Raw genomic sequence first — 23460 nt, forward strand, 5'->3', positions numbered from 1 at the left:
ATTTACCCGAAACAAGAAAAACTCTTTTTACATTATTATGAAAAAGTTATAATATAAACGACCTGTCGTTATGAGCATGTATCATTAGCACGAAGATTTCAACCAAAGGGGAATCGCATATGTACTCTACACTGCGTTATACACTGGAAAGCAATGGCACAACCTACGAGAATGATAGCATTGATGCCTCACTATTGGTGGATTTGATTACCAATCTGGAATTGCAGGAATACGTAGTACTTACACCTTCAGAGCTGGTGGAGGGAAGTATGTATATGCAGGCTGCTGCGCTTGAGGAACCAGGGCAGATGGTGGCGGAGATTCGTTTACAGGAAGGTGAGGACGGTTTCCAGCATTACAGCTACAGCACAGCAGATCCGACTGTGATTATTCAATGGTTTCTGGATTATTGGGGGAAGCAACAGCTGCCACAGCTGGAATCCTGGCAGGATATCACGCATGAGTTTGGCTAATGGTACATGAGTGAGCAGGAATAAGACACGTAGGATATGCTTCGTATGAATTAAAATCCCGCAACCCATGATATCATGGATTTGCGGGATTTTTGAGTTCACAATTGGACTAGTCGGTAAGGATTTGCAGTTCTTTTGGATAAGACGTCAGAACTTCGACACCCGTTTCGGTCACAATTACATCATCCTCAATACGGACGCCGCCTGCTGCGGTATATATGCCCGGCTCAATCGTGAATACGGTACCTTCATTCAGGATGTCCATATTCTCTCCATGGAGAGAAGGATACTCATGTACGTCAATACCCAGTCCATGACCTACTCTATGCATAAAACGTTCGCCGTATCCGGCTTCTTCCGTGACTTGGCGTGCTGCACGATCCACTTCAGCGCAGGTGATGCCTGGTTTTACGATTTGGATAGCCGCTTCGTTGGCTGCGAGTACCGTGTTATAGATGGTTTTGAGTTCAGGTGAGATGTCACCAAAGGCGAATGTACGCGTGATATCCGAGGCATATCCGCCAGCATACACACCCATATCAAACATCAACAGGTCACCATGTTGCAGTTTCCGTTCACCCGGTGTACCGTGTGGCAGACCTGTTTTGGGTCCGGTGAGTACCATGGTATCAAAGGAAGGGCCATCGGCACCCAGTTTTTTCATCTGATATTCCATCTCGGCAACAAGTTCAATCTCGGTTACGCCTGTGCGAACATGAGAGAGGCCTTGACGCAATGTTTCTTCGATCAGGTGAATGGCGTGGCGAATGCGGGCTACCTCATCCGGAGTTTTTTTCACACGTAATGTGCGAAGCAACGGGCCTACATCTTCAAAGCTGGCAGCACCAAGAGCGGCAGTAAGCTGCTCATAACGTGCGACTGTCACGTATTCTTTCTCGAGACCAACCCGGCCCAAGCGCCCCTGATAACGATCAAACAAAGCGTATGGATTATCCGTATCCGTGTGAGTGGCAATGTTGGATACCGAGGAAGCGGCTGCGGCTGCTTCAGCGTCCAGTGCGGGTACAATCAGCAGGGGCTCTTCGCCGCGTGCGAGAACCAGACCGAGGAAGCGTTCATGCGGATTGCTTGCAAATCCAGTTAAATAGTAGATATGTTTCGGATCTGTGATCAGCATGGCGTCCAATCCTTGCCCGGACAGATCGGCTTCAAGACGAGATAAAGGGTTTTGATTCATAAGTGTAGTTGTCCACCTTTCCATTCATACTATCCTTCTATTATAAAAGATTATGATGGAATTCCAAACTGCGATGATTTCATGTCCTCGGAATCCCTTGCCTTCTTCGTTTAAGCGGCTGGTGTGAAGGGTAATACAGGGCGAAACCGTAATACACATGAATAATAGTGCGACAACTATAGAGAACAATATGTTAACAATACATTGAAGCTTGGCTTATTTATTTTATACAAAAGATCGATATGCGAAGGGAGATGTATTCATGAATAATCGAGGAATCGTTCCACTGTATGCTTCATTATTAAGTGTGGCACTGTTGACCGCGTCATGCTCTTCAGGCGAACCCTCAACGGGAGGAGTAGAGCAGACGTCTCAGGGACAGGGAACAGGTCAGGGACAGACAGCGAATGGAAGCAATACCGGTGCAAGTGGAAATGAGAGTGGAGCGCAGGGAGAGACGGTCATTCCGTATCGGGCTTCCGTTCTGGTTGAAGGATTGAATGCACCATGGGAGATTGTGAGTGTGCCTGATGGTCGGATGTTCGTAACGGAACGCCCTGGTGCGATTCGAGTCATTGAGGATGGAAAACTAGCCCCTGAACCACTGATTGAATTCTCAGCCCCATTTAATGAAGAAGGTGAAGGAGGTTTGTTAGGTCTTGCAGCAGATCCGGACTTTGAGGAGAACGGTTACTTGTATGCATACCACTCTTATCTGGAAGGCGATGACATTGCCAATCGAGTGTTACGTCTCAAGGTGAATGATGCGAAAGCGGTCATAGATCAAGAGTTGCTTGGTAACATTCCAGGCGGAATAAATCATAATGGTGGGCGGATCAAAATTGGCCCGGACAAGTTGCTCTATATCACGACAGGTGAACGTTATGAGCCGGAATTGTCACAGAACGAAGATAGCCTTGGAGGTAAAATATTGCGGATAGGTCTTGACGGGTCGATCCCGGCAGACAACCCATGGCCGAATTCACCTGTATACAGTATGGGACACCGTAACGCACAGGGACTGGCCTGGAACCCAGACAACGGTTACCTCTATTCCACGGAGCATGGTCAGCGTAATCATGATGAGATTAACCGGATTGTAGCTGGTGAGAATTATGGCTGGCCCGAGGTGGAGGGAGACGATGATGACAATGGCGCATATCAGGCTCCGCTTGCACATAGTGGGAATGATACATGGGCGCCGTCTGGTGTAGCTTTTGTTGAGGAAGGACCTTGGGCTGGATCACTGATTGCTGCAAATCTGCGTGGAGAGCAGTTGCTGAAGGTTACTCTTTCGGAAGATGGCACACAGGTGGAGAAGGTGGAACCCATCTTCGAAGATGAATGGGGCCGGATTCGTAATGTGAGTGCTGGTGAGGACGGAAAGTTGTATGTGCTTACGAACAATCGGGATGGACGGGGATCGCCACGAGATGGAGATGACAAGCTGATTGTACTAACTCCGGAGAGCTGATTTATTCTAACGAACCTGGCACACCATAAATAGAGGTATAATGGCGTTTGTAGAATGTAACGAACCTCAGCCACGTTATATCGCCAAAATTCACTCGAAACCTGCGGGAAAATCAACGAAATGAGTAAATAAGAGGTCTGGTGGAACTCTGTCAAAAATCAAACACTTACGTTACGGATTTTCCGGTGAATTGTTTTGCCAAACGGGCAGGGGAAGATATTGTGCGCATGCCGTGGTGTAATATAGCGGTGTGATATAAGATACTGTGTGCATATCGTGCGCAATAGGAGCTGCCATACGGTCAACACCAGTGCAGTGGTAAATACACATGGTTAATTAATCAAAGGAGCTGTCCCCGTCAAATTCATGACTTATGGGACAGCTCCTTGCTTGTAATGTATGTGTCATCCTAATCTTGAATGAGTACAACGCACAATGCCGCACGAAGAGAAACAGCGTTAATAGGATGCTTGTGTCGTTCCAAAACACTCACAAGTCCGCTTTCTATTCTTACTCTGCGCTCTCCGCAAGTGTGGCAATGCGCTGAGCCGGATCATTCGTGTACTCTCCACCGTGATAACAGAGAACCTTATTGAGCTTAAGGTCGGTCAGTTTCTTCAGGCTTCGCAGCGCTTCAGGCATGTCCGGTGTTGCGGGTGGCGCAGGGCCAACCAGTTCATCATCGACCACACGAAGTTCATCGGCAGCGAGCAGGAATTGTTGCTCCCCGAAATACAGACAGATATGGCCTGGCGTATGTCCCGGTGTATGAATGACCTGTGTACCGCCTTGAAGGGGTAATAAGTCTCCGTCTGCCAGCGTTCTGCTGATGTTCACTTCAGGCAGCTGCAAGAGCAGTTGGTCTGCCAGTGCCAAAACGGGCGCGGGCAGCAGAGCACGACGTTCAGGTGTGAATTTGATCAAAGGTTTCTCACCGGTTAGATATGGAATCTCATCGGCATGTGCCCAGATTTCCAGATCAGGGATGGCATCCAAAAGAGCACCCAAGTTACCGATATGATCGATGTCCTGATGAGTAATAATCACCCGTTTAACGTCCGAGAGCTGTACGCCTTCTTGTTCCAATGCGGATTGAAGTTCGGCAAATTGTCCAATCATGCCCGTATCCACCAAGGTAACGCCATCTTCATCACGAAGCATGACGGGGAATATGGGGCTGTTCCCGGAAGGTGTCGGAATCTGCAGATTTAACACAGTAATTGAAGTTGTTGGATGGCTCATGGTGATCCGGACCGTAGTCCGGTACACCTCCTTTTCTTTTTTAGCGATGATTGTTGTTATTCAGGGCGATTATATTTTAAGTGTTTTCTATATTTTTTGACCGTATGGAGTAATGCTTCAAACGTTTCTTCTTCATTACTGCCATCCTTAACGATGGAGACAAACGAGAAGTTCTCATGAACAAGTTTGTTCCTTGTCTGAAATACCAGACCAAGGGCTTCAGCGAAGTGTTCTTTTTCGGATTCCAGAGCAATGAACTCTTTACTCAGTTCGGCTTGAATGATCTCCATGTTGGAGCGTGCACGGTAGGCAGGAGTTTTCATCAGCTGGGTCGAATTAAACTTTTTCTGATATACGTCTCTGTACAGTTGATGTAACATTTGTTCAATAATGGCGCATAGTTCGATGACGAGTGAAGCATATCTTCGGTTTTTGCGTTTTCGGGTGAGTTCACGTGTTTCTTCTTTGTCCAAAATACCGTATTTTTCATACAGCGTAGAATCAACGTTCTGCAAGATTTCCTGATATTCCTGTTCGAGTAGTGCGATTTCAAGTTTGGCTTGTTTTTTAACTTTTTTAAAATCTTCTTTGGTCAGCATACTTGTCCTCCCATGGAAACCGAGATGTGATCCTATCATTATCTCATATTGTCCGTCGTCGCGCCTCTAATTTCAGAACCTCAGGTTCAGAAGGGAAGTACCTCATGTCCAATCAGACAGCAATTGTAACAGGAGCTAACTCAGGTATGGGGTTGGCGACCACCATTGAACTTGCAAGACAAGGATATCGCGTAATCATGGCATGCCGCAGTGAGAAGCGCGGACAGGAGGCTCTTCAGGAAGCTGTGCGTCAGTCCGGCTCTTCTGCGATTGAATTGATGCTGTGTGACCTGGGTTCACTCGAAAGTATACGCCAGTTTGCCCGCACATTCCGCGAGCGTCATGATCGCCTTGACGTTCTGGTTAATAATGCGGGGGTGGTGATGGTCAAGCGGAAGGAAACCTCAGATGGGTTCGAACAAAGTATCGGGATTAACCATCTGGGACATTTCCTGCTGACTTTACTTTTGATCGAACCTCTGAAAGCTGCGAAGCAGGGACGGGTTGTGAACGTTTCGTCAGGTGCTTACAAGGCCGGCAAAATCCACTTCGAAGATCCACATCTGCACACAGGTTATAATCCGATCAAAAGCTATGCTCAATCCAAATTGGCGAACGTGCTGTTCACTCGTGCACTGGCTCGCAAACTGTCAGGTACGTCTGTCACAGTAAACTGTCTACACCCTGGTGCGGTGGGAACGAGTATTGGCGTAGATCGCAATACCGGATTTGGCACACGCATTATGGCGTTTGCAGGTAAACTTCCATTCTTTCTGTCCCCTGAAGAAGGGGCACGAACGGCTGTTTATCTGGCTACAAGCCCTGAAGTCGTCGGGATCACCGGGCGTTACTTCTATCAACAGAAAGAGCAGCAACTGAAGAAACATGCCGTTGATGATGCTTCAGCTGAGCGTTTCTGGACATGGAGCGAAGAACAGGTGGGGCTAAAGCCTGACGAGAAGTTGTGATGCGGATGTGGTTCAGACTTTTGCCTTCACCGCTTGTTGGATCATTTCAATAACAGCTTCAATACGTTGAATGCCTTGATCTCCCTGACCGTATGCACGGACTGAGGCGGATGAGGCATTTTTCTCATTCTCACCAAGCACGAGCGAATAAGGCACTTTTTCCATCTGGGCTTCACGGATTTTGTACCCGAGCTTCTCGCTACGCAGATCTGTTTCTACCCGAATGCCCGCCGCACGGAGTTGGCTCTGTACTTGGAGCGCATAGTCTGCGTAATGATCCGACACAGGTAGGAGCTTCACTTGCACGGGGGCAAGCCAGAGTGGGAACGCTCCTGCATAGTGCTCAGTCAGGATGCCGATGAAACGATCGATGGAACCATAGATGGCACGGTGGATTACGACCGGACGGTGTTTCAGGCTATCCTCGCCAATATAAGTGAGGTCGAACTTCTCCGGCATCTGAAAATCAAGCTGGATTGTTCCGCATTGCCAGCTGCGTTTGAGCGCATCGAGGATATGAAAGTCAATTTTCGGTCCATAAAAGGCACCGTCCCCTACGTTAATGCGATATTCCACGCCACGACGATCCAGTACATTTTGCAATGCGCGTTCCGCCTGATCCCACAGCTCTTCCGATCCCATGGAATCTTCCGGGCGAGTGGACAATTCAATCTTATATTCGAATCCAAAGATATCGTACATACGTCCAATCAGTGAGATCGCTTGATTGATCTCGTCCTCGATCTGCTCTGGCATGACGTAGAGATGGGCATCATCCTGACAGAATGTCCGCACACGCATCATGCCGTTCAGGGCACCTGAGAATTCATGACGGTGAACCTGACCAAATTCCATCATGCGAATCGGTAATTCGCGATAGGAATGGAGTGTATTTTTGAAGATCAGCATGTGGCCAGGACAGTTCATCGGTTTAAGTGCAAAAGTGGCATCGTCCACTTCGGAGAAATACATGTTGTCCTTGTAATGCTCCCAGTGGCCAGATTGCTCCCACAGCCTGTTGTTCATCATGAGAGGAGTCCGAACTTCCTGATAACCTTCTTGTAATTGCAACTCACGGGAGAATTGCTCCAGTTCAGTGCGAACAGTCATGCCTTTAGGCAGATAGAAGGGCATGCCGGGCGCTTCTTCGGAGAACATGAACAGTTCAAGCTCTTTGCCGAGTTTACGATGATCCCGTTTTTTTGCTTCTTCGAGCATGTGCAGATATTCATCCAGCTGGGCTTTGTTCGGGAAAGCAGTGCCGTAGATGCGTTGCAGCATCTTATTATCCGAGTTGCCGCGCCAGTACGCACCGGCCACATTCAGCAGCTTGAACGCTTTGATCCGGCCAGTGGATGGAAGATGGGGACCGCGACACAGATCGAAGAACTCTCCTTGATCATAGATTGAAAGTTCGGCATCCTCTGGCAAATCCTGAATGAGTTCAAGCTTGTAAGGGTCCTGGATTTCTCCGAAGATACGGAGGGCTTCTTCCCGGCTAACGACCCGTCGACTGATCTTTTCATTTTCCTGAATAATTTTGTTCATTTCCCGTTCAATGGCAGCCAGATCACTGATGGACAAGGCATGCTCCAGATCAACATCGTAATAGAATCCATCTTCAATGACTGGGCCGATACCCAGTTTCACTTGATCTGCACCGTAGATGCGTTTGAGTGCCTGTGCGAGCACATGTGCTGCGCTGTGACGATAACGATACAGACCTTCCACGCTGTCCAAAGTAACGATAACGAGTTCGCAATCTTGCTTGAGCACCCCATCGAGATCGACATTCTGACCGTCTACAATACCGCCAATCGCCTGTTTTCCCAGGCTTGTGCTGATAGATGAGGCAACCGCACCTACAGTGATGCCTGCTTCGTAAGAACGTACCGCGTCACCTTGCAGACGGACCTTAATGGAATGACTGGATGGTTGAAGATCATTTGCGTGGTTGTTTACTTCGTTACCTGATTTGTTGCTTGCGGAGTTACTGTTTTCTTGTTTGCTCATGTGTACCACTCTCCATTTCATCAAATGAAAGCGCAAAAAACACCCGTCCCGGAAAAGGGACGAGTGCGCTTGGCTCGTGGTTCCACCCTAATTTGGTTATAGTGCACTCTGCTCTCGGCCAGCCGCCGTGAACAGGAAACATCATAACCCTCATTGGAATCCGTTATCGGGGATCAGGCGGTGAACTCTACTGGCAACAAGCCGAACATCCGAGGAGGTCCGAAATGCTGAGGTTCGAGGTCACGGCTGCAGAGGGGTAATTCCGGTCCGTTCACTGAAGAAGGTTTCACCAATCCCCTCTCTCTCTGGGCAGCACGCAAACGAAATCTTGTCTCTGGTCATCGCCAAATATGTTAGATCAACTCATCAGATGATCCTGAAATGTGTTGTATTCAATATCAATATATTGGAACAGGTGTTATTGAGTGTCGATTATATAGACTGAAAATGGAAAGGTCAAGCGGAACATTTTAATTCGTTTCGGACGGCCCATCCCATATTAAGCGAATGATCGTTCCTTCACCAGGGGTGGACTGTACCTCAATATGCCCTTTCATCGCTTCAATCAACCCTTTGGTTACGGCCATACCCAGCCCTGATCCAACGTCCGATGTACCTGTATCTGTACCGCGATAGTATCGTTCAAATAACTTCCATACCGTCTCGGGGTCCATGCCTCGTCCATTATCGGCAAACTGAATGCTGAATGCATCTGCATGTTCACCAGAATGCACACTGACAACGAGGATGGACTCGGGTGGATTATGAAGAAGGGCATTGGCGGTCAGATTATCCACAATTCGTTCAAACGACGGAATATGGACAAGTCCATACACAGGCACTTCGGAAGGTTGGAATAGGATGCGACCTTCTCCATATGCCGGATTCCGTTCTGCGCGCTGGATCAGATCACGGAGCAACGTATTTACGTCAGTCTCTTCCACTACAGGTTGATATCCTCCACTGCGTAATCGATAGGTCATGGCAAGGTCGTTGACAAGCCTGTCCATATACATGGATTTATCGAGCATGATGCCTGCAAATTCCCTGACTTCCTCCGCGGTCCAGCTATACTTATCCGCCTCAAGCATATGAGCGTATCCCTGAATGGAGGAGAGGGGTGTCTTCAGATCATGTGTTATGCCCGCAATCCACTCCTCCCGCAGAGAATCGTTCTGTTTCCGAAGTTCTTCATCTTGCTTCAAAGTGTGAGACAGGGCCTGCATGGAGCGAAGGACTTCAGCATACACGTTGTATTTTCGCTTCCACTTTCCGTTACGACGCTGACTGCGAGGGATTCCGAAGGCTCCGGTAGGTTCCTCGTAATGCCCTCTCTCCAGACGTTGTAACCATTGGAGCATATGCAGCATGGGTGAGCCGAAGCGGTTGGCATACCAGAAGGCAAGCAAAATGAGCAGAATGATGATGGATACGATCAATATGACCAATGCCGGTTCCAAGATAAAATTGTAGGGGTTTTGATTTCCGGTCGCCAATGGATTACTAGGTATGCTAATCAGCCAGGTAGTTTCATTCTGTTCGTCGTACCACGTTGCAACAGACATACCTGATCGACTCGGATAGCGAACTTGCAGAACGAGTTCCTGAATGGTGTATTCGCTAGGTACGCCCATGGCCGGTTTGTTATAGGAGGAGAGTTCGCTTCCTGACGCGTCCAATACTTGAAGATAAGCATTGGCGGCACGAAGGGCCTCCTGTTGATCGGGCTGAAGATCAAGTTTTCCGTTGGTGAAAGCAAGGTCTGAACGAATGTTATTCATTAAGGACTTAGCTGGGTTAATCTCGCCATATAACAAGGTGAATTCCTTCCCATTTTTCTCCCGGATCAGCATCACAATCTGATAAGGGAACGGCTTCTGGCTTTCCCAGTATGCAATCAATTCCCCTGGTTTATAGTGAGTGGGGACATCAGCGGGTGTGTGATATTCATCAATGGCGTAACCTTGTTCATCCAGAACCTGGAGCCAGCCGTTATTTTTATCCACTTGTTTCAGCAATTCGGGGTCATATCGGATCGTATTATCTGGCAGAATTTCTGCTGTATTAATCAATTGATCCAGACCGTTAAGTGCAAAATCATCCACCAAGTTCACTTCATTTACCCTTTGAACGACCCAGTAAGTGGCTACAGACCCAAGCAGGATGATAAGAACGACTGCACCGGCAAGCATCCCGATAAACCGGGTCATTAACCTGCGACGAATACTCATGGGCGTGACACATGTTCCGGCTGAATCAGTTTGTAACCCAGACCCCGGACGTTGACGAGAAACACAGGATTGGAAGGATCGGCTTCAATGCGCTCCCGAATGCGGTGAATATGAACCATCACGGTATTGTCATCACTAATGGCTTCAGAGCCCCAGACCCGTTCATATAGATCTGATTTGGTGAAGATTCGATTGGGATGTTTGCAGAAAAAGAGCAGTAGTTGAAACACAAGTGCCGGACAGGATACGGACTCTCCTTCAACCCGAAGCTCACCAGCCCACTCCAGTACCTGAAATCGTCCAAAGTCGTACACGCCTTCCGATGTGCTGGGAGATGACGTATTTACGTTAGATGGGACGTGATCCGAGATCGCTGCGGTTTTAGATGGTAAATAACGCTTCAGTAATGATTTAATTCGAGCAACGACTTCCAGCGGATTAAAGGGTTTGGCAACATAATCGTCACCACCAACGGCGAATCCGGTTAATTTGTCATAATCGGTTGTTTTGGCCGTCAGAAACAGGATGGGCGCATCGGTGACCTGTCGTAGAAAAGGACAGATTTCCAGTCCGCTTTTGCCAGGAAGCATGATGTCGAGCACGATGCAATGATACGTCTTGTTGTTGCATGCCTCAATGGCAGCTTCACCTGTTGTAACGGTATCAATATCGAGAAACTGCTCTTTGAGCAGAACGGTTTTGAGCATATGCAGAATCGCCTGTTCATCATCCACAAGCAGTAATGAGACGTTATCCATAGTTTAAAAATGACCTCCTGATCCTTCTGTTGTGTGTATTGCTAATCATACCATCCAAGAAGGCTGTATAGCGTATGAGCTATCTTAACGGAATCTTAATTATACAACCTCAAAAGGCGTTACAAGTTTAACTACATGTAAGATGGGGTTAGACGAAGGATAAGACTCATTCTGTACACTTAACTGGAAAGTATAATGAATTAGCAGAAAGGATGTTGAAAATGAAGAGGGAAGGTCATCTGAAATCAGAGCAACATACACATTCGAAATTACAGAATAGAAAAGGCTGGAAGGTGCTTGCAATTACCCTTGGAGCTTGCGTGATATTGTCTGCTTGTGGCAACAGCAATTCCATTACTTCTGACCAGGCGGAGCAGCAGTCGGCCGAACAGGCGTCCAATAATGAAGCAAGCGAGAAATCCAATCAGGAACAGAATTCCACTTCAGAAGGTACTGCAATGGTTACACCCGACAATTTTGTTGATACCCTGATGAAGGGTTCCATTGAAGATATTTACCGTCAGTTGAGTCCTCAAATGAAGGAAGCGATCACACTTGAAAAGCTTAAAACGTCTGCTGACGAGTTCCTGGAGGGAGTAACTTCCCTGGATCAAGTATTCGCAGCTGAGATGAACAATCTGACCGAGTTCGCCTGGAAGGATCAAACAGGGACAAAAGGGATTCGAGCCTATTTTACCGAGGCCAATCAGATTGATGGTCTGTTGATCCAGCCGCTAGAAACGCATGAGGATACAGATCAAAAGTTCACCAAAACCGAATTCCATTTCCCTTTAAAGGGTGAATGGTATGTGTTCTGGGGAGGCAACGATGTGATGTCGAACTATCATTATGAGCATGAAACACAGCGCTATGCGTTGGATATCATTCGGTCAAAAGAAGGTTTCAGTTATAACGGGGATGCCAAGGTAAACGCAAGCTACCATGCTTTTGGTGAACCACTCTATGCTGCTGCGGATGGAACCGTCGTTGAAATCAAGAACGATATTCCGGACAATGTACCCGGTGAGATGAATCCGGAAGAGCCGGCGGGTAACTATGTAATAATTGACCATGGCAAAGGTGAATACAGCATCACAGCACATATCAAGAAAGGCAGTGTTTCGGTCAAAAAAGGAGATAAACTCAAGCAGGGGGACCTCATCGGTGAGCTGGGCAATTCGGGTAACTCCAGTGAAGCTCATCTGCATTTCCAAGTATCGGATGGCCCGGATCTGTTCACATCTCGCTCGATGAACATTCGCTGGGCAGACCAGAGTCAGCAGTTCACTCGTGGCAACACAGTTCAGGGACTTCCAGAGTAATTCTATATATAAGTTAAAGCATTGAATTTACACTTAACTACTACGCGGACAGAACCATCTTCCGATCGCTGTTATCCCCAGATTTTATTGATTCCCTTTGTCAGCATGTTAGGGATGACGAAAACTTCTCTTCTCCGTTATAATATCCTCTATGATAATAGAACGATCTGAAATGATGGAGGAATAGCGATGAAACTGGAAGATGTGCAGATTGAATATGCGCGCCTGGAGGACTTGCCAAGGATTGTGGAAATTTATAATTCTACCATTGAGGGCCGTATGGCAACAGCGGATTTGGAACCGGTGACAGTGGAGAAACGTGTTCCGTGGTTCGAAGAGCATTCACCGGATCATCGTCCGCTTTGGGTGATGAAGCAGGCAGGGAATGTGGTAGCTTGGGCAAGTCTCAGCTCGTTCTATGGACGACCTGCGTATAATGGAACGGTGGAAGTTAGTGTATACGTGGATCAGCAATGTCGCGGAATTGGGGCCGGTGGACGTCTGCTCGAAACCGTATTTGCGGCGTGTCCTGCACTGGGCATTACGACCATTCTTGGATTTGTCTTTGGGCATAATGAACCGAGTCTGGGATTATTGCGCAAGCATGGTTTTGAACAGTGGGGATATTATCCCGAAGTGGCCGTGTTGGATGGTATGAATAGAGATCTGGCGATTTTGGGAAAAAAAATATAAGTGTCGTTCTTATTCGTAGAAAAGAACATTGAAAACCTCCAACCTTATTAATAGGATTGGAGGTTTTTTGTCGTTCAACTATATTCTTCGCTATGTGAAAGTGTAGGTTGTGCTTACACGCCAAGCTGCTGTTTGATCTCTTGAATCTGTCCCAGATGACGCTCCTCATGATAACTTGTAAAGTCAATCCATTGGGTTAGATCCATCTCACCAAATACGGGATGAGGAAAGGACTTGCTGCGCAGCAGGTCAGGATCATGATCCAATGCAAAGTTATTTAACACTTTATGAGATTCGTCCAGATCATTGCGTACGTCTGCGAGTGCTTCAGGCGCAGCTGGAGGCTGAAGATGAGGTGGTGCTTCGACGGAGCGGCTGCGGTCCACCGATAATTCATATGGTTTTTTGTCCACAGCCACCGTCTGTTCCTTCTCTAGTGCAAGGCGAGCTTGTTTTCCAATTACATTCTCCATCAGGTTCAGATGACGTAGTACTTGCATAATACTCCACTGTTCGGGTGAAGGTTTTCGGTTCAATTGTTCTTCTTCGAGTCCCGAGACAGCTTCCCAGATTTGGTTGCGTATATCGTCATTACGAGTAAACATTGTGCAATCCTCTCCTTATATACGGGTTCTATAATGCGGGTAGTCTGTGTATGTTCATTACCCCAAATGTGGATGCTTATTCTATAAGCATAGGGGATGGAAAAAGTGAATGCGAATCCAGGCGAGATTAGCCTTGTTAGATGTATTATGTACCCAATAAAAAAAGCCGTTCTCTCTGAACGGTTCATTTCAATCCATACCAAGTCCAAAAAAAGATTGACGGGCAGACCCCGGGAAACTATAATCGGTACAAGTAACTTGATATGTAAGGAGTCCTGACATGATATGTTAGTAATCGACGAGGTTTATCACCACACAGCATTGCAAATATCATCGTCCGATTTATTGTACCTTATCGAACGGCTGAAGGTCAAAAAAGAAAATGAGATCCAAACGCTCAAGCAGAAGATCGAACAGTTCGAACAGAAGCGTCGAGCGGAAGAGGTTGCTTATCAATCGTTGTCGACCGTACGCAAGTGGTTTGCGGGACGCCCTGCAACCCATCATCAGGCGGTGGAATATATGGTTCAGGTGAAGGAACGTTTTCGCAAGATGGAACAGATTCGCAGACGTATACGTGAATTGGATCAGATCGCAGAACGAATTAAACATCCGGACAGCATTGAGCGGGACGAGATTGAGCTTGCGCCCGATACAATCCGTGAGCTCAGACAGCTTAGTGAAACGGAGGATGTACAAACATGACTTTGGAGACGTTAAGCACCGGGATTGATACGGTCTGGGTCGTACTGAGTGCAGCGATGATTTTATTGATGGAGGGTGGATTCGCCCTGCTCGAGGCTGGCTTTGTGCGTTATAAAAATAGTGTGAACATTATTATGAAGGTTTTTGCTGACATTACGATTGGGACGTTACTGTTCTATGCGATCGGTTTTGGACTGATGTATGGTTCGGACGTAGGTGGTTTTGCGGGAGTAACGGGATTTTTCCTGAATGGGGATTTGTCTCATCTGGACGTGCCGGTATCTCTGGAGACATTCTGGTTGTTCCAGGCGGCCTTTACCATTGCTGTTATTTCCATCGTTTCAGGAGCCGTAGCCGAGCGGATCAACTTCCGTGCCTACCTGTTGTATATCATATTGATGACGGCGATCATCTATCCAATTGGTGGACACTGGGCATGGGGCGGCGGCTGGCTTAGTCAGCTGGGGATGCAGGACTTTGCCGGTTCGGCTGTCATCCATGCGCTCGGCGGATTCTCGGCACTGGCGGCTGCGATTATCATTGGTCCGCGTAAAGGGAAGTACACACCACTTGGCGTAAGTGCTATTGCACTTCCGAGCAATCTGCCACTGGCATCTGTGGGTGCATTTTTGTTATGGTTCGGCTGGTTTGGCTTCAATGCGGGTAGTACACTCAGCGCCACGGATGTAAGAATTGGTCACATTGCGATTGTTACGATGTTATCCGCGGCCTCAGGTGGTGCAGCTACGTTGCTGTACACGTTATTCCGCTTCAATCGTTCTGATGCACCCTCGGTCATTAACGGTTCGCTTGCAGGACTGGTCGGAATTACAGCAGGCTGTGCTTTTGTTGGCGATGTAGCAGCGATATTCATTGGGGCAGTCTCCGGCTTATTGATGATGGCAGCCACCAACTGGCTGGACCGTCGGCAGATTGATGATCCAGTTGGTGCTTTCCCGGTGCATGCCGTATCAGGAATGTGGGGCACGATTGCTGTAGGTCTGTTTGCCACGGATGGTGGATTATTCATGGGTGGCGGCTGGAGGTTGCTGGGGGTTCAGGCACTTGGCCTTACAGCACTGGTCATCTGGGGATTCGCCATGACCTGGATCGGGTTAAAGTTGATTAGCAAAATTGTGCCTGTACGTTCGACAGAAGAAGAGGAAGATCTGGGTCTGGATATCAGCTATCATGGTGTGATGGCAGCCCATCAGGCCCATGAATTCCTGGACGGTGAGGAGCATATGCGTGCTTACCAGGAAAAGTCTTCTGATCCAAATCGTTAAATGGAATATAGGATAAGGAAGTAGACTGACAAGCAATGTCAGTCTCTTTTTTTGCTAGAAGCAGGGAAAGACGACTGGGCGGAAGAATATACAGGTGTGAACCTGAATATGTCTCAGCATAGGTGTATTGTCAAAAGGGGAGGATCTATATGATTAAGCCAGAACAATGTGAACGTCTGACCAGAAAAGCCCGTAAAACACTTGAGGAATATGGTTTGGGAGTTGCTGCCGATCTGCTGTTGTCCTCAAGCCGCTGGGGAATTCGCCTCGATGTATCCACACTGGACGAATATCGCAGGACAGGAAACTCACGTGTAGGTGGACATCCGGATTTGCCGAGTGGCATGGAGTGGCCCGTAACACAAGAAGGAGTTCCGATGACTTTCCTAGCCCAGTTGAACCTGGTGGATCTGTCGCCGTATACGCCGAATGATGGGCGCGGGACTTTGCCTGAACGCGGAATGTTATACTTTTTCGTTGGCACGGATGAATCTGCTAGTCCCATTGAACATCGTGTGATTTTTGAGCCGAGTTCTCATAACCTGATAAGGCGAGAGTCAGAAGGTGATACTGCGCTGGATGGAGCACCGTTTGTTGCACATTCGGTGACCGTGCTACCTAATCTTGAGTTTCCTACATATGCATATATTGACGCCAACGCGCTGAATGAGCTATCGCCGCCGAGGCTCGAGAACGATGAGGCCGAAGCGGAAGTGAGTTTGTATGACCGTTATCTTGAATTCGAGTCGAGTTGGAATCATCCAAGTACGCTGAATTGGGGGGGGATGTTTGGATATCCTGACGGGCAGCATCCGGATGCCGAGCATCGTGCCTTGTTACAGATCGCACTGGGAGAAGAGTACGATTATAATGAGCAGGCGTGTGAGAAGAAGCTGACCAAGTATTACGGCGGAGATGAGGATCGGACATGGCAGGAACTATCCGATACGCTGCTGCTGCTGAAGATAGATACACATGATGCTATTGGTTTCCAATGGTGGGATTGCGGGGAACTGCAATTTTTCATTCGCAAGTCTGACTTGGAGGCTGAACGATTCGAGCAAACGTATTGTTCGTTATACTCAAGTTGAGCAAAGATTTGAAAACAAATAGGCAACAAAATGTCCTGAATCCCGTCTATATGAAGGAGGAAGGACTTTTTTTGTTCGTAAATTGTTATATAAATTGAACTAAAGAATATTTACACTGTACACTCCGATGACAGAACAACCTTCTGATCGCTGTTATCCCCAGATTTTTTTAATTCCTTTTATAAAGGGGAAATCTCGGGATAAAGGCGAACGCTCCGCTTCTTCAGGTCCTTTCTGTCCTCTCCGTTTTGTGTAAATGTTTTGTTCAATTTATATAAATTTGGGGTATATATTAAGGAGGGATATGTTGGTCGATAACCGATCATATGTTCTGTATAATGGGATAAAAAGGAAGTGTGTCTGTTGATTCAATCTGCGTTCAAACATATTGACGTGGCTGTAACATCGTTAATTGATATATGTGATCAGCTGTCGGAAGAAGACTTGGCTTTGACTCCAATTGAAGGTAAACGGCCTGTTGGAGAGTTACTAGCTCATCTGTCTGTGATCTGCCGAGCGGATGTTTATATTTCCGAAGGTGCCTCGGAGGAAGAGATGGCTCAATTCTATGTAGAGAATCAGGTGCATTCTCTCGGTGAGATCAAGCAGGCTTTGATTGATAACCAGATGTATCTATACCAACGTTACAGGCAGTTTAACACGGAAGAGTTATTACATGTGACGGATTCGTACTGGGGAGCCTCCTATAGTCGGCTGGAGTGGTTACTTGAGATTATGGGGCATGTATATCATCACAGGGGACAATTGTATACGATGCTGACCCTGACGGGTAAAGAACCTGAATCAGTTCTTTTTAAATAGAAAGGTATTATTCTCTACGAGACATAAGGTAATGATAGAAACGGATAGAATACATATAAACATGTTACGGGGAACATTAGGGGTTAACATGGGGATAGACCAACGAAATTACACGTAAATGTAGTTAGTCAGGAAACAGGAAGTCGTGCATAGTTAGGTAAGCACAAGGTAGTAGGGAAAACGGGAATAACACGTTCCGTTCGTCCTCTAAAATACACAGAATCCAGATTTTAATGTATAATATGTTGTCTTATCTAGTGTAAAAGGAGGATGAAATGGAAGGTCAATACAGTAACTCGGATGCAGATACGGATATAAACGCACTGCAACCCAAAACTGGTGTCAGACCGGAACGGCCTGGTATCTCCGGATTAGGTGGATGGCTTATTTTAATCCAGATCAGTCTTTGGCTTGCCCTGGTGTTTCTCATCTCGGATGTATCGCAGGTGAATGTCATCATGGACCCTGCCAGATGGGAAGTCGGTCGTGGTGTCGATCCTCAGATCTACACGGAGATGGTTCGTCCACTTCTGTGGTTTGGCTTCATAAGCAGTATCATTCTATTGATGATCGTTATTGTGAATCTCATTCTTTTATATAAACGGAAGAGACAGTTTCCACGTATGATGATGGTGATGTACGGGATGAATGTGATCATAAGCATCGTGACCTGGATTCTGATTGCGCGAAATGAAATCCCAAGAGAACAGCATGTGCTTGATGCAACTTCGGCTTTTCATCTGATCGTACGATCCATTCTGGTGTGTAGTATCTTCATTCCGTATTTCCTGAGGTCGGTACGTGTGAAGAATACGTTTGTGAAGTAAAAAGGTTGGATTGGAATAGTAATACGTAAGGCCCGCTGGAATACAAGAGCTCATCCTGTATGCCAACGGGCCTTACGTGTGTTGAATTTATGAAAAGAATAATCATTTCGATGATGATTTTGTCCGCAGTGAGGCGGGAATTCGGCGTATCATCTGGTTTAATACCTCGGACAGCACAAGGCCTACGGCAATAGCGCCGGATAACATGAGTGCCTTGGCGGCCATCTCCATAGCGGCACTGTAGTCATTTTGCACAAAACTTCGCATCGCATTATACGCCAGTCCACCAGGAACCAGAGGGATGATGCCTGCGACGCTAAAGATGATAACGGGTGCGCGAAACATGCGAGAGAATACCTGGCTAATGACACCTACGGCTATGGTTGCTGCAAGTGTAGCAGGTACCGCATCCGCTGCATATTCAAGTACGATATAGATGATCCAGCCGATCATGCCGACAAATCCACCGTGGAGCAGCATGCGCCGTGGTGCGTTGAAGATGATTCCAAACGCGGCTGAAGCGACAAAACTGGTTAAAGCTTGTTCAATAAAATGGAGCATATCCTGCATTCCTCCGTCTTACATAAAAAGTGAAAATACAACTGCAATGCCGGTACCTATGGCAAAAGCAGTGAGAAATGCCTCGGCTCCCTTGGATAATCCGGATACGAGGTGCCCAGCCATCAAGTCGCGTACAGCATTGGTAATCAGTAGCCCCGGAACCAGCGGCATAACCGAACCAATGATGATTTTGTCCCGTTCATGACCTACTCCCATGTAGATGAGGAAAAAAGCGAGCATGCCAATGACAAAGGATGCCGTAAGCTCGGCAAAGAATTTGACCCGCACCAACCGGTGAAAGGCAATAACGGCTGCATAACCTATACCCCCGCAGATTAGCGCCGGAAGAAAGTCGCTCCAGCCCCCGCCAAACATAATGGTAAAACAACCACTGGATAACGCTGCGGCCGTAAGCTGCACAGCCGTTGAATAGGAGGAGGGCTTACCTTCGATCTGCACCAACAGTTCATGGGCTTCCTGCGCGGATAGCTCACCTTGTCCGATGCGGCGGGAGACCGCATTCACCTCGGATACCTTGTCCAGATCCGTTGTACGCTCGGAGATACGAATCAGCTTGGCGGGTTCGGTTGCATCAACAGAGAAGAAGATGCCTGTAGGCACAACGTAACTGTGTGAATGGGGTAAACCGAGCGCAGCGGCCATACGTTTCATCGTATCTTCCACACGGTAGGTTTCACCACCGCTTTGCAGCATGATTTTGCCTGCGAGTAGACAGATGGCAATCACGCGGGATTGTTCAGTAGGGTTGCTGCCAATCATACCCGTCTCGACTTGTGATACGGGTGATGAATCATGACGTATGTATTCCAACCGGATCAAGCTCCGTTTCATAAGTGATATGGGGTGGTGCGACACCATTGTATCATATTTCACACGCTCGCAAAGAATCATACCGCACCATCGCCAAGACCATAAAAAAGCTTCGTTCCCAAGATTTGAAGATCTCAGGAGCGAAGCTTCGTGGAACAGGTTCGGATATAAAAGGATCAACAGGAACAATACCCCTACATCAACAGGGTGATAACCAACAATTCATACAGCACAAGCGGCAAAATCGTGGGTCCAAACAAGGCGCGCGGTTCAGGGTATCCATGCATCGGGGTAACCTGGAGATACAAAATCCCCCGGTCTGCACTGATGATGACACCTTCCCACACTTGCCCATCGATATTCTGGACTTGTACCTTCTTGCCTACATGCTGCCGGGCTGTATGATGAAGCATATTCCGCACACTTTGCACGGATTGAAGCATCGGTTGATTGGCTTGATACACGACACGTGTGGATGGCGTGGATGTGGATTCAGACATGATGCACAACCCTTCCTCAAAATAAGTTCTTACTTCAAGGTATGCATCTGCCTATAAAAGGTGATTACACAAACGCCGTCTCAAGGCTCCCACATCCATTTTCATAAGCGACTTTGCCCAATGCTCCATTCACAAAGGTGAGCTGGGGCGGAACATGGCCGAGATCCACATCGTACAGTACAGGGACATCCAGATCCCCAAGTGCAGAGGATAGGGCATCAGTAAAATTGAAATCGGCTGTATCGGAATAACCCGCAGGTCGGCCAAACATGAAACCTTTCACACCTGCAAACCAGCCAGCCTGTTTCATCTGCCACAGATGACGGTAGATATCCCCCGCATTCATCTCACAGCTTTCCAGATACCAGATCGTTCCTTCGTCTGCACAGTACTGATCCAGATACGATTGGACGGGTGCATACGGCGTACCAATCAGACTAGTGATCGTATCCATACAGCCACCGATCAGCCGACCGGAGAACACCACATCTGTGTCTGCATCTTCCGAGTGGTCGAGCTGTTTCCAGCGCGAAGGTGTATCCAGGTTAAATCCAGGAGATTCCGGTTTCCATGCCGATTGATAATGTGTGGAAGACGATTGTGTGATCTGTCCGCCGTATTTGGTCTGTAACACATCAATCCAGCGCGCAGTCACGGGATCGAGGGCGTTTGATCTTAGATCAACATAATTGGTGCCATGTGCTGATGCTGTTCCGGTGATCAGGGTGTATGCGAACAGGAACGTGCTGATATCCGAATATCCCATGACCCATTTGGGCGGCAATGTTCTCAAAGCTTCCCAATCCAGCAGTGGCAGGATATCCATGAGAAACTCCCCGCCCCATGGAGGGATAATGGCTTGAATAGTTGGATTGCGGAAAAATTCATTCATCTCTTCGGCGCGTTCTTCTTTGGAGGCACTCACACATTTGGTATTGTGGCGGAGCGACGGGCTTTCCATCACGCCAAAACCAAGGCGCACCATGTTGCGTTTGCTCTCCTCAAGGTAATGGTGCAGGGATTCGCCTACACCGCTGGAGGGTGCTGCTACACCGATCATGTCCCCTTGCGCGAGTGGTTGCGGATAACGGATGGAACGATTATTCATTGCGGAAACACCCTTTCCTGTAAACATATCAATTTAATGTAGTTGTTTAATATTTTCATTATAGTGCATGAATACGTCGTGTGGCTTGCAATTATGGCTGTTACATTTTCTTTAGGGAGTCACAGGAATTTCAATAGAGAACGGTGCACGAATTTGATCAGGGTAAGAGAATATTTCCATTGTCAGATCTCCTTTGGCTGCGGCTCCATTTTTAATGACAACTCTTGCTTCAAAGACGGAAGGGCTCCAGCTTACTTCATTAATGTCGAAGGGGTTTCCTTTACTGTCCTCAATATTGGTAAATGATAGCCCTGATGTAGCATTTTGAGCATCTGCAATTGAAAACTCGAGGATCAGATTTTTGCCCTGGACCGTGCTTTGCAGCAATTTCAAACTCGATGGGCCGCCTTGTATTTCACCTGAAGAGGGATCGATACTGATAACCAGTTCCTCCTTATCCACTGCTGAAAGGCCAGATCCTTGCAAAGTCAGTTTTTTCGGAGTGGAAAAGTACATGCTTTCGAAAAAGACGGAATTTCCAGAGCCTCCGATGGAAGATGAATCGGTTCTCCATGCTCGGCCTTGCTCATCTACCAAGTGCAGATCACGAATGCCAAAGATTTTTTTGGTGTTGTTCCGATCATATTCGATATCAAGTACAAGACGAGTGGGATACAGAACGGCCTGTTTCACATGAATATGCTGCCCGTCCACGGTCATAGTTTGGTTTACGGGGATGATTTTTTTCATGTCTTTCGTTAAGCTGTGATCCACTGGGAAGGTGATTTTCCACTTATTATTCGTTTTCTTACCTCGTTCTTTAAATATAATGGTTAGCTCTTGTGGCGGTAAAGATTCGGTGAATGAGACATCGATTTTATCCTCATAAACACCACTTTCTGAAGCCGGTTTAGGTGAAAAATAACTAAACGCAACAGGCAGATTTTTACCGTTCTCATCAAGCAAATCGATATCATAGTTGAATTTCTCGGGATCTTTCATGCCTTTCATCGTGTAAAAAATAACCATGCGTGACTCGTCTGTGATAATACCTTCAACGGTCACGGAAGCACCATCATGTTCGTCGGTGACGCCGACCTTCTGCAAGAGGGACTGATCAATCGCCATCATTAATCCTTTGTCCTGGCGAATCATGCTAACAATGCCTTCCATGCCAGGCAATTGCTCCACGAAGGACGCAAAAGCGGGAGAGACACGGATACATCCCGTAAACAGCAGGATGAGGGCAGCTGCCGAGATGGAACTCATATACCAGCGCAACCGGGACTTTCGCTTACGAGCAGCCTGGCGGATTCCGGACTGCACAGCCTGATAGGCGGCATCGGGCACAGGTATGGTTTCGTACTCCGTCTTGCGAGCATTCAGACGTTCTTCCAATGCGTCAAATGATTGTTGTTCATCCGTCATGAGGATGCATCTCCTTTCGTTTCAAGTTGATTCCGGAGTTGTCCGAGTGCCCGATGTAATCGGGATTTTACGGTTCCGATCGGGATGTCGAGAATATCGGCAACTTCAGTTAAAGAGAAACCTTCGAAATAACTCAGAATAATAATCTGTTTGCAATCTCGGTCAAGGGTGGAGACGGCGGCGTCAAGATCGGGGTCCGCAGGACGATCCCAACTGCTGGATTCATGAATCTTGGTGACGGGACTGAACCGATTTTTGCGTTTGCGTTCGTCTGCACAGTAGTTGAGCAGAATGCGGATGAGCCAAGTGCCAAAGTAGGAGGGCTCTTTTAATTTTTTGAGTTTATGGAACGCCCTGAATGTTGATTCCTGAATCGCTTCGAGCGCATCACCTTCGTCATGCAGGTAGGCATAGGCGATACGGTACAGTTGGCTCTGATGTAATTCCATTAGGGCTGCAAAAGCCTCGGCATCCCCTTTTTGTGCGGCGATGGTGAGCTGAGTAGGGGTCACATGGCTCCTCCTTTCATGGATATGTTGAGTATTAGACCGTGTAAGGCGTCAAAAGGTTCTTGTTTTCTGAAAAAATATGATGTATTGCGATTTCTATAGAAGTTGAACTACGTATGTATCCGAGAACGTAGAGGACAACACAAATAACCGTCAGACCTTCTCTTTGTACTCCAAAAAGAGTTCTGGCGGTTGTTCGTGGTAATGCTCACGTTA

Annotated in this window: 23 protein-coding genes; 10 read left to right on the plus strand and 13 right to left on the minus strand. The window is 47.3% G+C overall.

Going from position 1 to position 23460, the window contains the following annotated elements; all coding sequences use genetic code 11:
- The first annotated feature begins 119 nt into the window (after positions 1–119).
- Positions 120–473 (plus strand): hypothetical protein, encoded by a 354-nt coding sequence (locus tag F0220_RS07490; protein ID WP_149846413.1) that lies wholly within the window; start codon positions 120–122, stop codon positions 471–473.
- Positions 474–582: 109 nt separating this feature from the next.
- On the opposite strand, the gene F0220_RS07495 is transcribed toward F0220_RS07490, so the two are convergent.
- A complete protein-coding gene (locus F0220_RS07495) occupies positions 583–1671 on the minus strand; it encodes a M24 family metallopeptidase (protein ID WP_105597747.1) in 1089 nt (362 codons plus the stop codon).
- Positions 1672–1933: 262 nt separating this feature from the next.
- On the opposite strand from F0220_RS07495, the gene F0220_RS07500 reads away from it, so the two are divergent.
- Entirely contained in the window at positions 1934–3145 is a 1212-nt protein-coding gene (locus F0220_RS07500; RefSeq protein ID WP_149846414.1) for a PQQ-dependent sugar dehydrogenase, read from the plus strand.
- Between the two features lie 510 nt (positions 3146–3655).
- Here F0220_RS07500 and F0220_RS07505 read toward each other — a convergent pair.
- Together F0220_RS07505 and F0220_RS07510 are read right to left on the minus strand one after the other, a co-directional pair.
- Entirely contained in the window at positions 3656–4387 is a 732-nt protein-coding gene (locus tag F0220_RS07505) for an MBL fold metallo-hydrolase (RefSeq protein WP_149846415.1), read from the minus strand.
- A gap of 56 nt (positions 4388–4443) precedes the next feature.
- Positions 4444–4986, minus strand: coding sequence for a hypothetical protein (locus F0220_RS07510; protein WP_105597750.1), 543 nt, complete (start codon positions 4984–4986; stop codon positions 4444–4446).
- Between the two features lie 104 nt (positions 4987–5090).
- Between F0220_RS07510 and F0220_RS07515 the strand changes: the two genes are divergently transcribed.
- On the plus strand, positions 5091–5954 hold the full coding sequence (locus F0220_RS07515; protein WP_149846416.1) for an SDR family oxidoreductase: 864 nt from the start codon (positions 5091–5093) through the stop codon (positions 5952–5954).
- A 12-nt stretch (positions 5955–5966) separates the two neighbouring features.
- Here the strand turns inward: F0220_RS07515 and thrS are convergent, their stop codons facing one another.
- From thrS to F0220_RS07530, 3 genes are all read right to left on the minus strand, one after another.
- Positions 5967–7967 (minus strand): threonine--tRNA ligase, encoded by a 2001-nt coding sequence (gene thrS / locus F0220_RS07520; protein ID WP_223199879.1) that lies wholly within the window; start codon positions 7965–7967, stop codon positions 5967–5969.
- Positions 7968–8437: 470 nt separating this feature from the next.
- Entirely contained in the window at positions 8438–10198 is a 1761-nt protein-coding gene (locus F0220_RS07525) for a sensor histidine kinase (protein WP_149846417.1), read from the minus strand.
- A complete protein-coding gene (locus tag F0220_RS07530; RefSeq protein ID WP_091015214.1) occupies positions 10195–10956 on the minus strand; it encodes a response regulator transcription factor in 762 nt (253 codons plus the stop codon). Before F0220_RS07530 ends, F0220_RS07525 begins: the two co-directional genes overlap by 4 nt.
- A gap of 221 nt (positions 10957–11177) precedes the next feature.
- Here F0220_RS07530 and F0220_RS07535 point away from each other — a divergent pair, with 221 nt between their 5' ends.
- Both F0220_RS07535 and F0220_RS07540 read left to right on the plus strand, forming a co-directional pair.
- Positions 11178–12278 (plus strand): M23 family metallopeptidase, encoded by a 1101-nt coding sequence (locus F0220_RS07535; protein WP_223199880.1) that lies wholly within the window; start codon positions 11178–11180, stop codon positions 12276–12278.
- A gap of 189 nt (positions 12279–12467) precedes the next feature.
- On the plus strand, positions 12468–12971 hold the full coding sequence (locus F0220_RS07540; RefSeq protein ID WP_149846418.1) for a GNAT family N-acetyltransferase: 504 nt from the start codon (positions 12468–12470) through the stop codon (positions 12969–12971).
- A gap of 113 nt (positions 12972–13084) precedes the next feature.
- On the opposite strand, the gene F0220_RS07545 is transcribed toward F0220_RS07540, so the two are convergent.
- Positions 13085–13576 (minus strand): DinB family protein, encoded by a 492-nt coding sequence (locus F0220_RS07545; protein WP_149846419.1) that lies wholly within the window; start codon positions 13574–13576, stop codon positions 13085–13087.
- 285 nt (positions 13577–13861) lie between these two features.
- Here F0220_RS07545 and F0220_RS07550 point away from each other — a divergent pair, with 285 nt between their 5' ends.
- From F0220_RS07550 to F0220_RS07570, 5 genes are all read left to right on the plus strand, one after another.
- Positions 13862–14281: a hypothetical protein gene (locus F0220_RS07550; protein ID WP_149846420.1), complete on the plus strand. Its 420-nt coding sequence runs from the start codon at positions 13862–13864 to the stop codon at positions 14279–14281.
- A complete protein-coding gene (locus F0220_RS07555) occupies positions 14278–15567 on the plus strand; it encodes an ammonium transporter (RefSeq protein ID WP_149846421.1) in 1290 nt (429 codons plus the stop codon). The genes F0220_RS07550 and F0220_RS07555 overlap by 4 nt, the downstream gene beginning before the upstream one ends.
- A gap of 149 nt (positions 15568–15716) precedes the next feature.
- Positions 15717–16658, plus strand: coding sequence for a YwqG family protein (locus F0220_RS07560; RefSeq protein ID WP_149846422.1), 942 nt, complete (start codon positions 15717–15719; stop codon positions 16656–16658).
- Between the two features lie 354 nt (positions 16659–17012).
- Positions 17013–17480, plus strand: coding sequence for a DinB family protein (locus F0220_RS07565; protein WP_223199881.1), 468 nt, complete (start codon positions 17013–17015; stop codon positions 17478–17480).
- 275 nt (positions 17481–17755) lie between these two features.
- The gene (locus tag F0220_RS07570) at positions 17756–18307 is read left to right on the plus strand and encodes a DUF2569 family protein (protein WP_149846423.1); all 552 of its coding nucleotides are present in this window, start codon (positions 17756–17758) and stop codon (positions 18305–18307) included.
- A 102-nt stretch (positions 18308–18409) separates the two neighbouring features.
- Here F0220_RS07570 and F0220_RS07575 read toward each other — a convergent pair whose 3' ends face one another.
- From F0220_RS07575 to F0220_RS07600, 6 genes are all read right to left on the minus strand, one after another.
- Positions 18410–18868 carry a threonine/serine exporter family protein gene (locus tag F0220_RS07575; protein WP_047842069.1) on the minus strand — a complete coding sequence of 153 codons (459 nt, stop codon included), beginning with the start codon at positions 18866–18868 and terminating at the stop codon, positions 18410–18412.
- Positions 18869–18886: 18 nt separating this feature from the next.
- A complete protein-coding gene (locus tag F0220_RS07580; protein WP_105598436.1) occupies positions 18887–19648 on the minus strand; it encodes a threonine/serine exporter family protein in 762 nt (253 codons plus the stop codon).
- 245 nt (positions 19649–19893) lie between these two features.
- A complete protein-coding gene (locus tag F0220_RS07585) occupies positions 19894–20199 on the minus strand; it encodes a hypothetical protein (RefSeq protein ID WP_047842070.1) in 306 nt (101 codons plus the stop codon).
- Between the two features lie 64 nt (positions 20200–20263).
- Positions 20264–21307, minus strand: a complete 1044-nt coding sequence (locus F0220_RS07590; protein ID WP_149846424.1) for a S66 family peptidase — start codon at positions 21305–21307, stop codon at positions 20264–20266.
- 111 nt (positions 21308–21418) lie between these two features.
- Positions 21419–22735, minus strand: a complete 1317-nt coding sequence (locus F0220_RS07595) for a DUF4179 domain-containing protein (protein ID WP_149846425.1) — start codon at positions 22733–22735, stop codon at positions 21419–21421.
- Positions 22732–23247 (minus strand): sigma-70 family RNA polymerase sigma factor, encoded by a 516-nt coding sequence (locus F0220_RS07600; protein WP_149846426.1) that lies wholly within the window; start codon positions 23245–23247, stop codon positions 22732–22734. The genes F0220_RS07595 and F0220_RS07600 overlap by 4 nt, the downstream gene beginning before the upstream one ends.
- Positions 23248–23460 lie beyond the last annotated feature (213 nt).

The sequence above is a fragment of the Paenibacillus sp. 37 genome, assembly GCF_008386395.1.
GTDB classification, from domain to species: Bacteria; Bacillota; Bacilli; order Paenibacillales; family Paenibacillaceae; genus Paenibacillus; species Paenibacillus amylolyticus_B.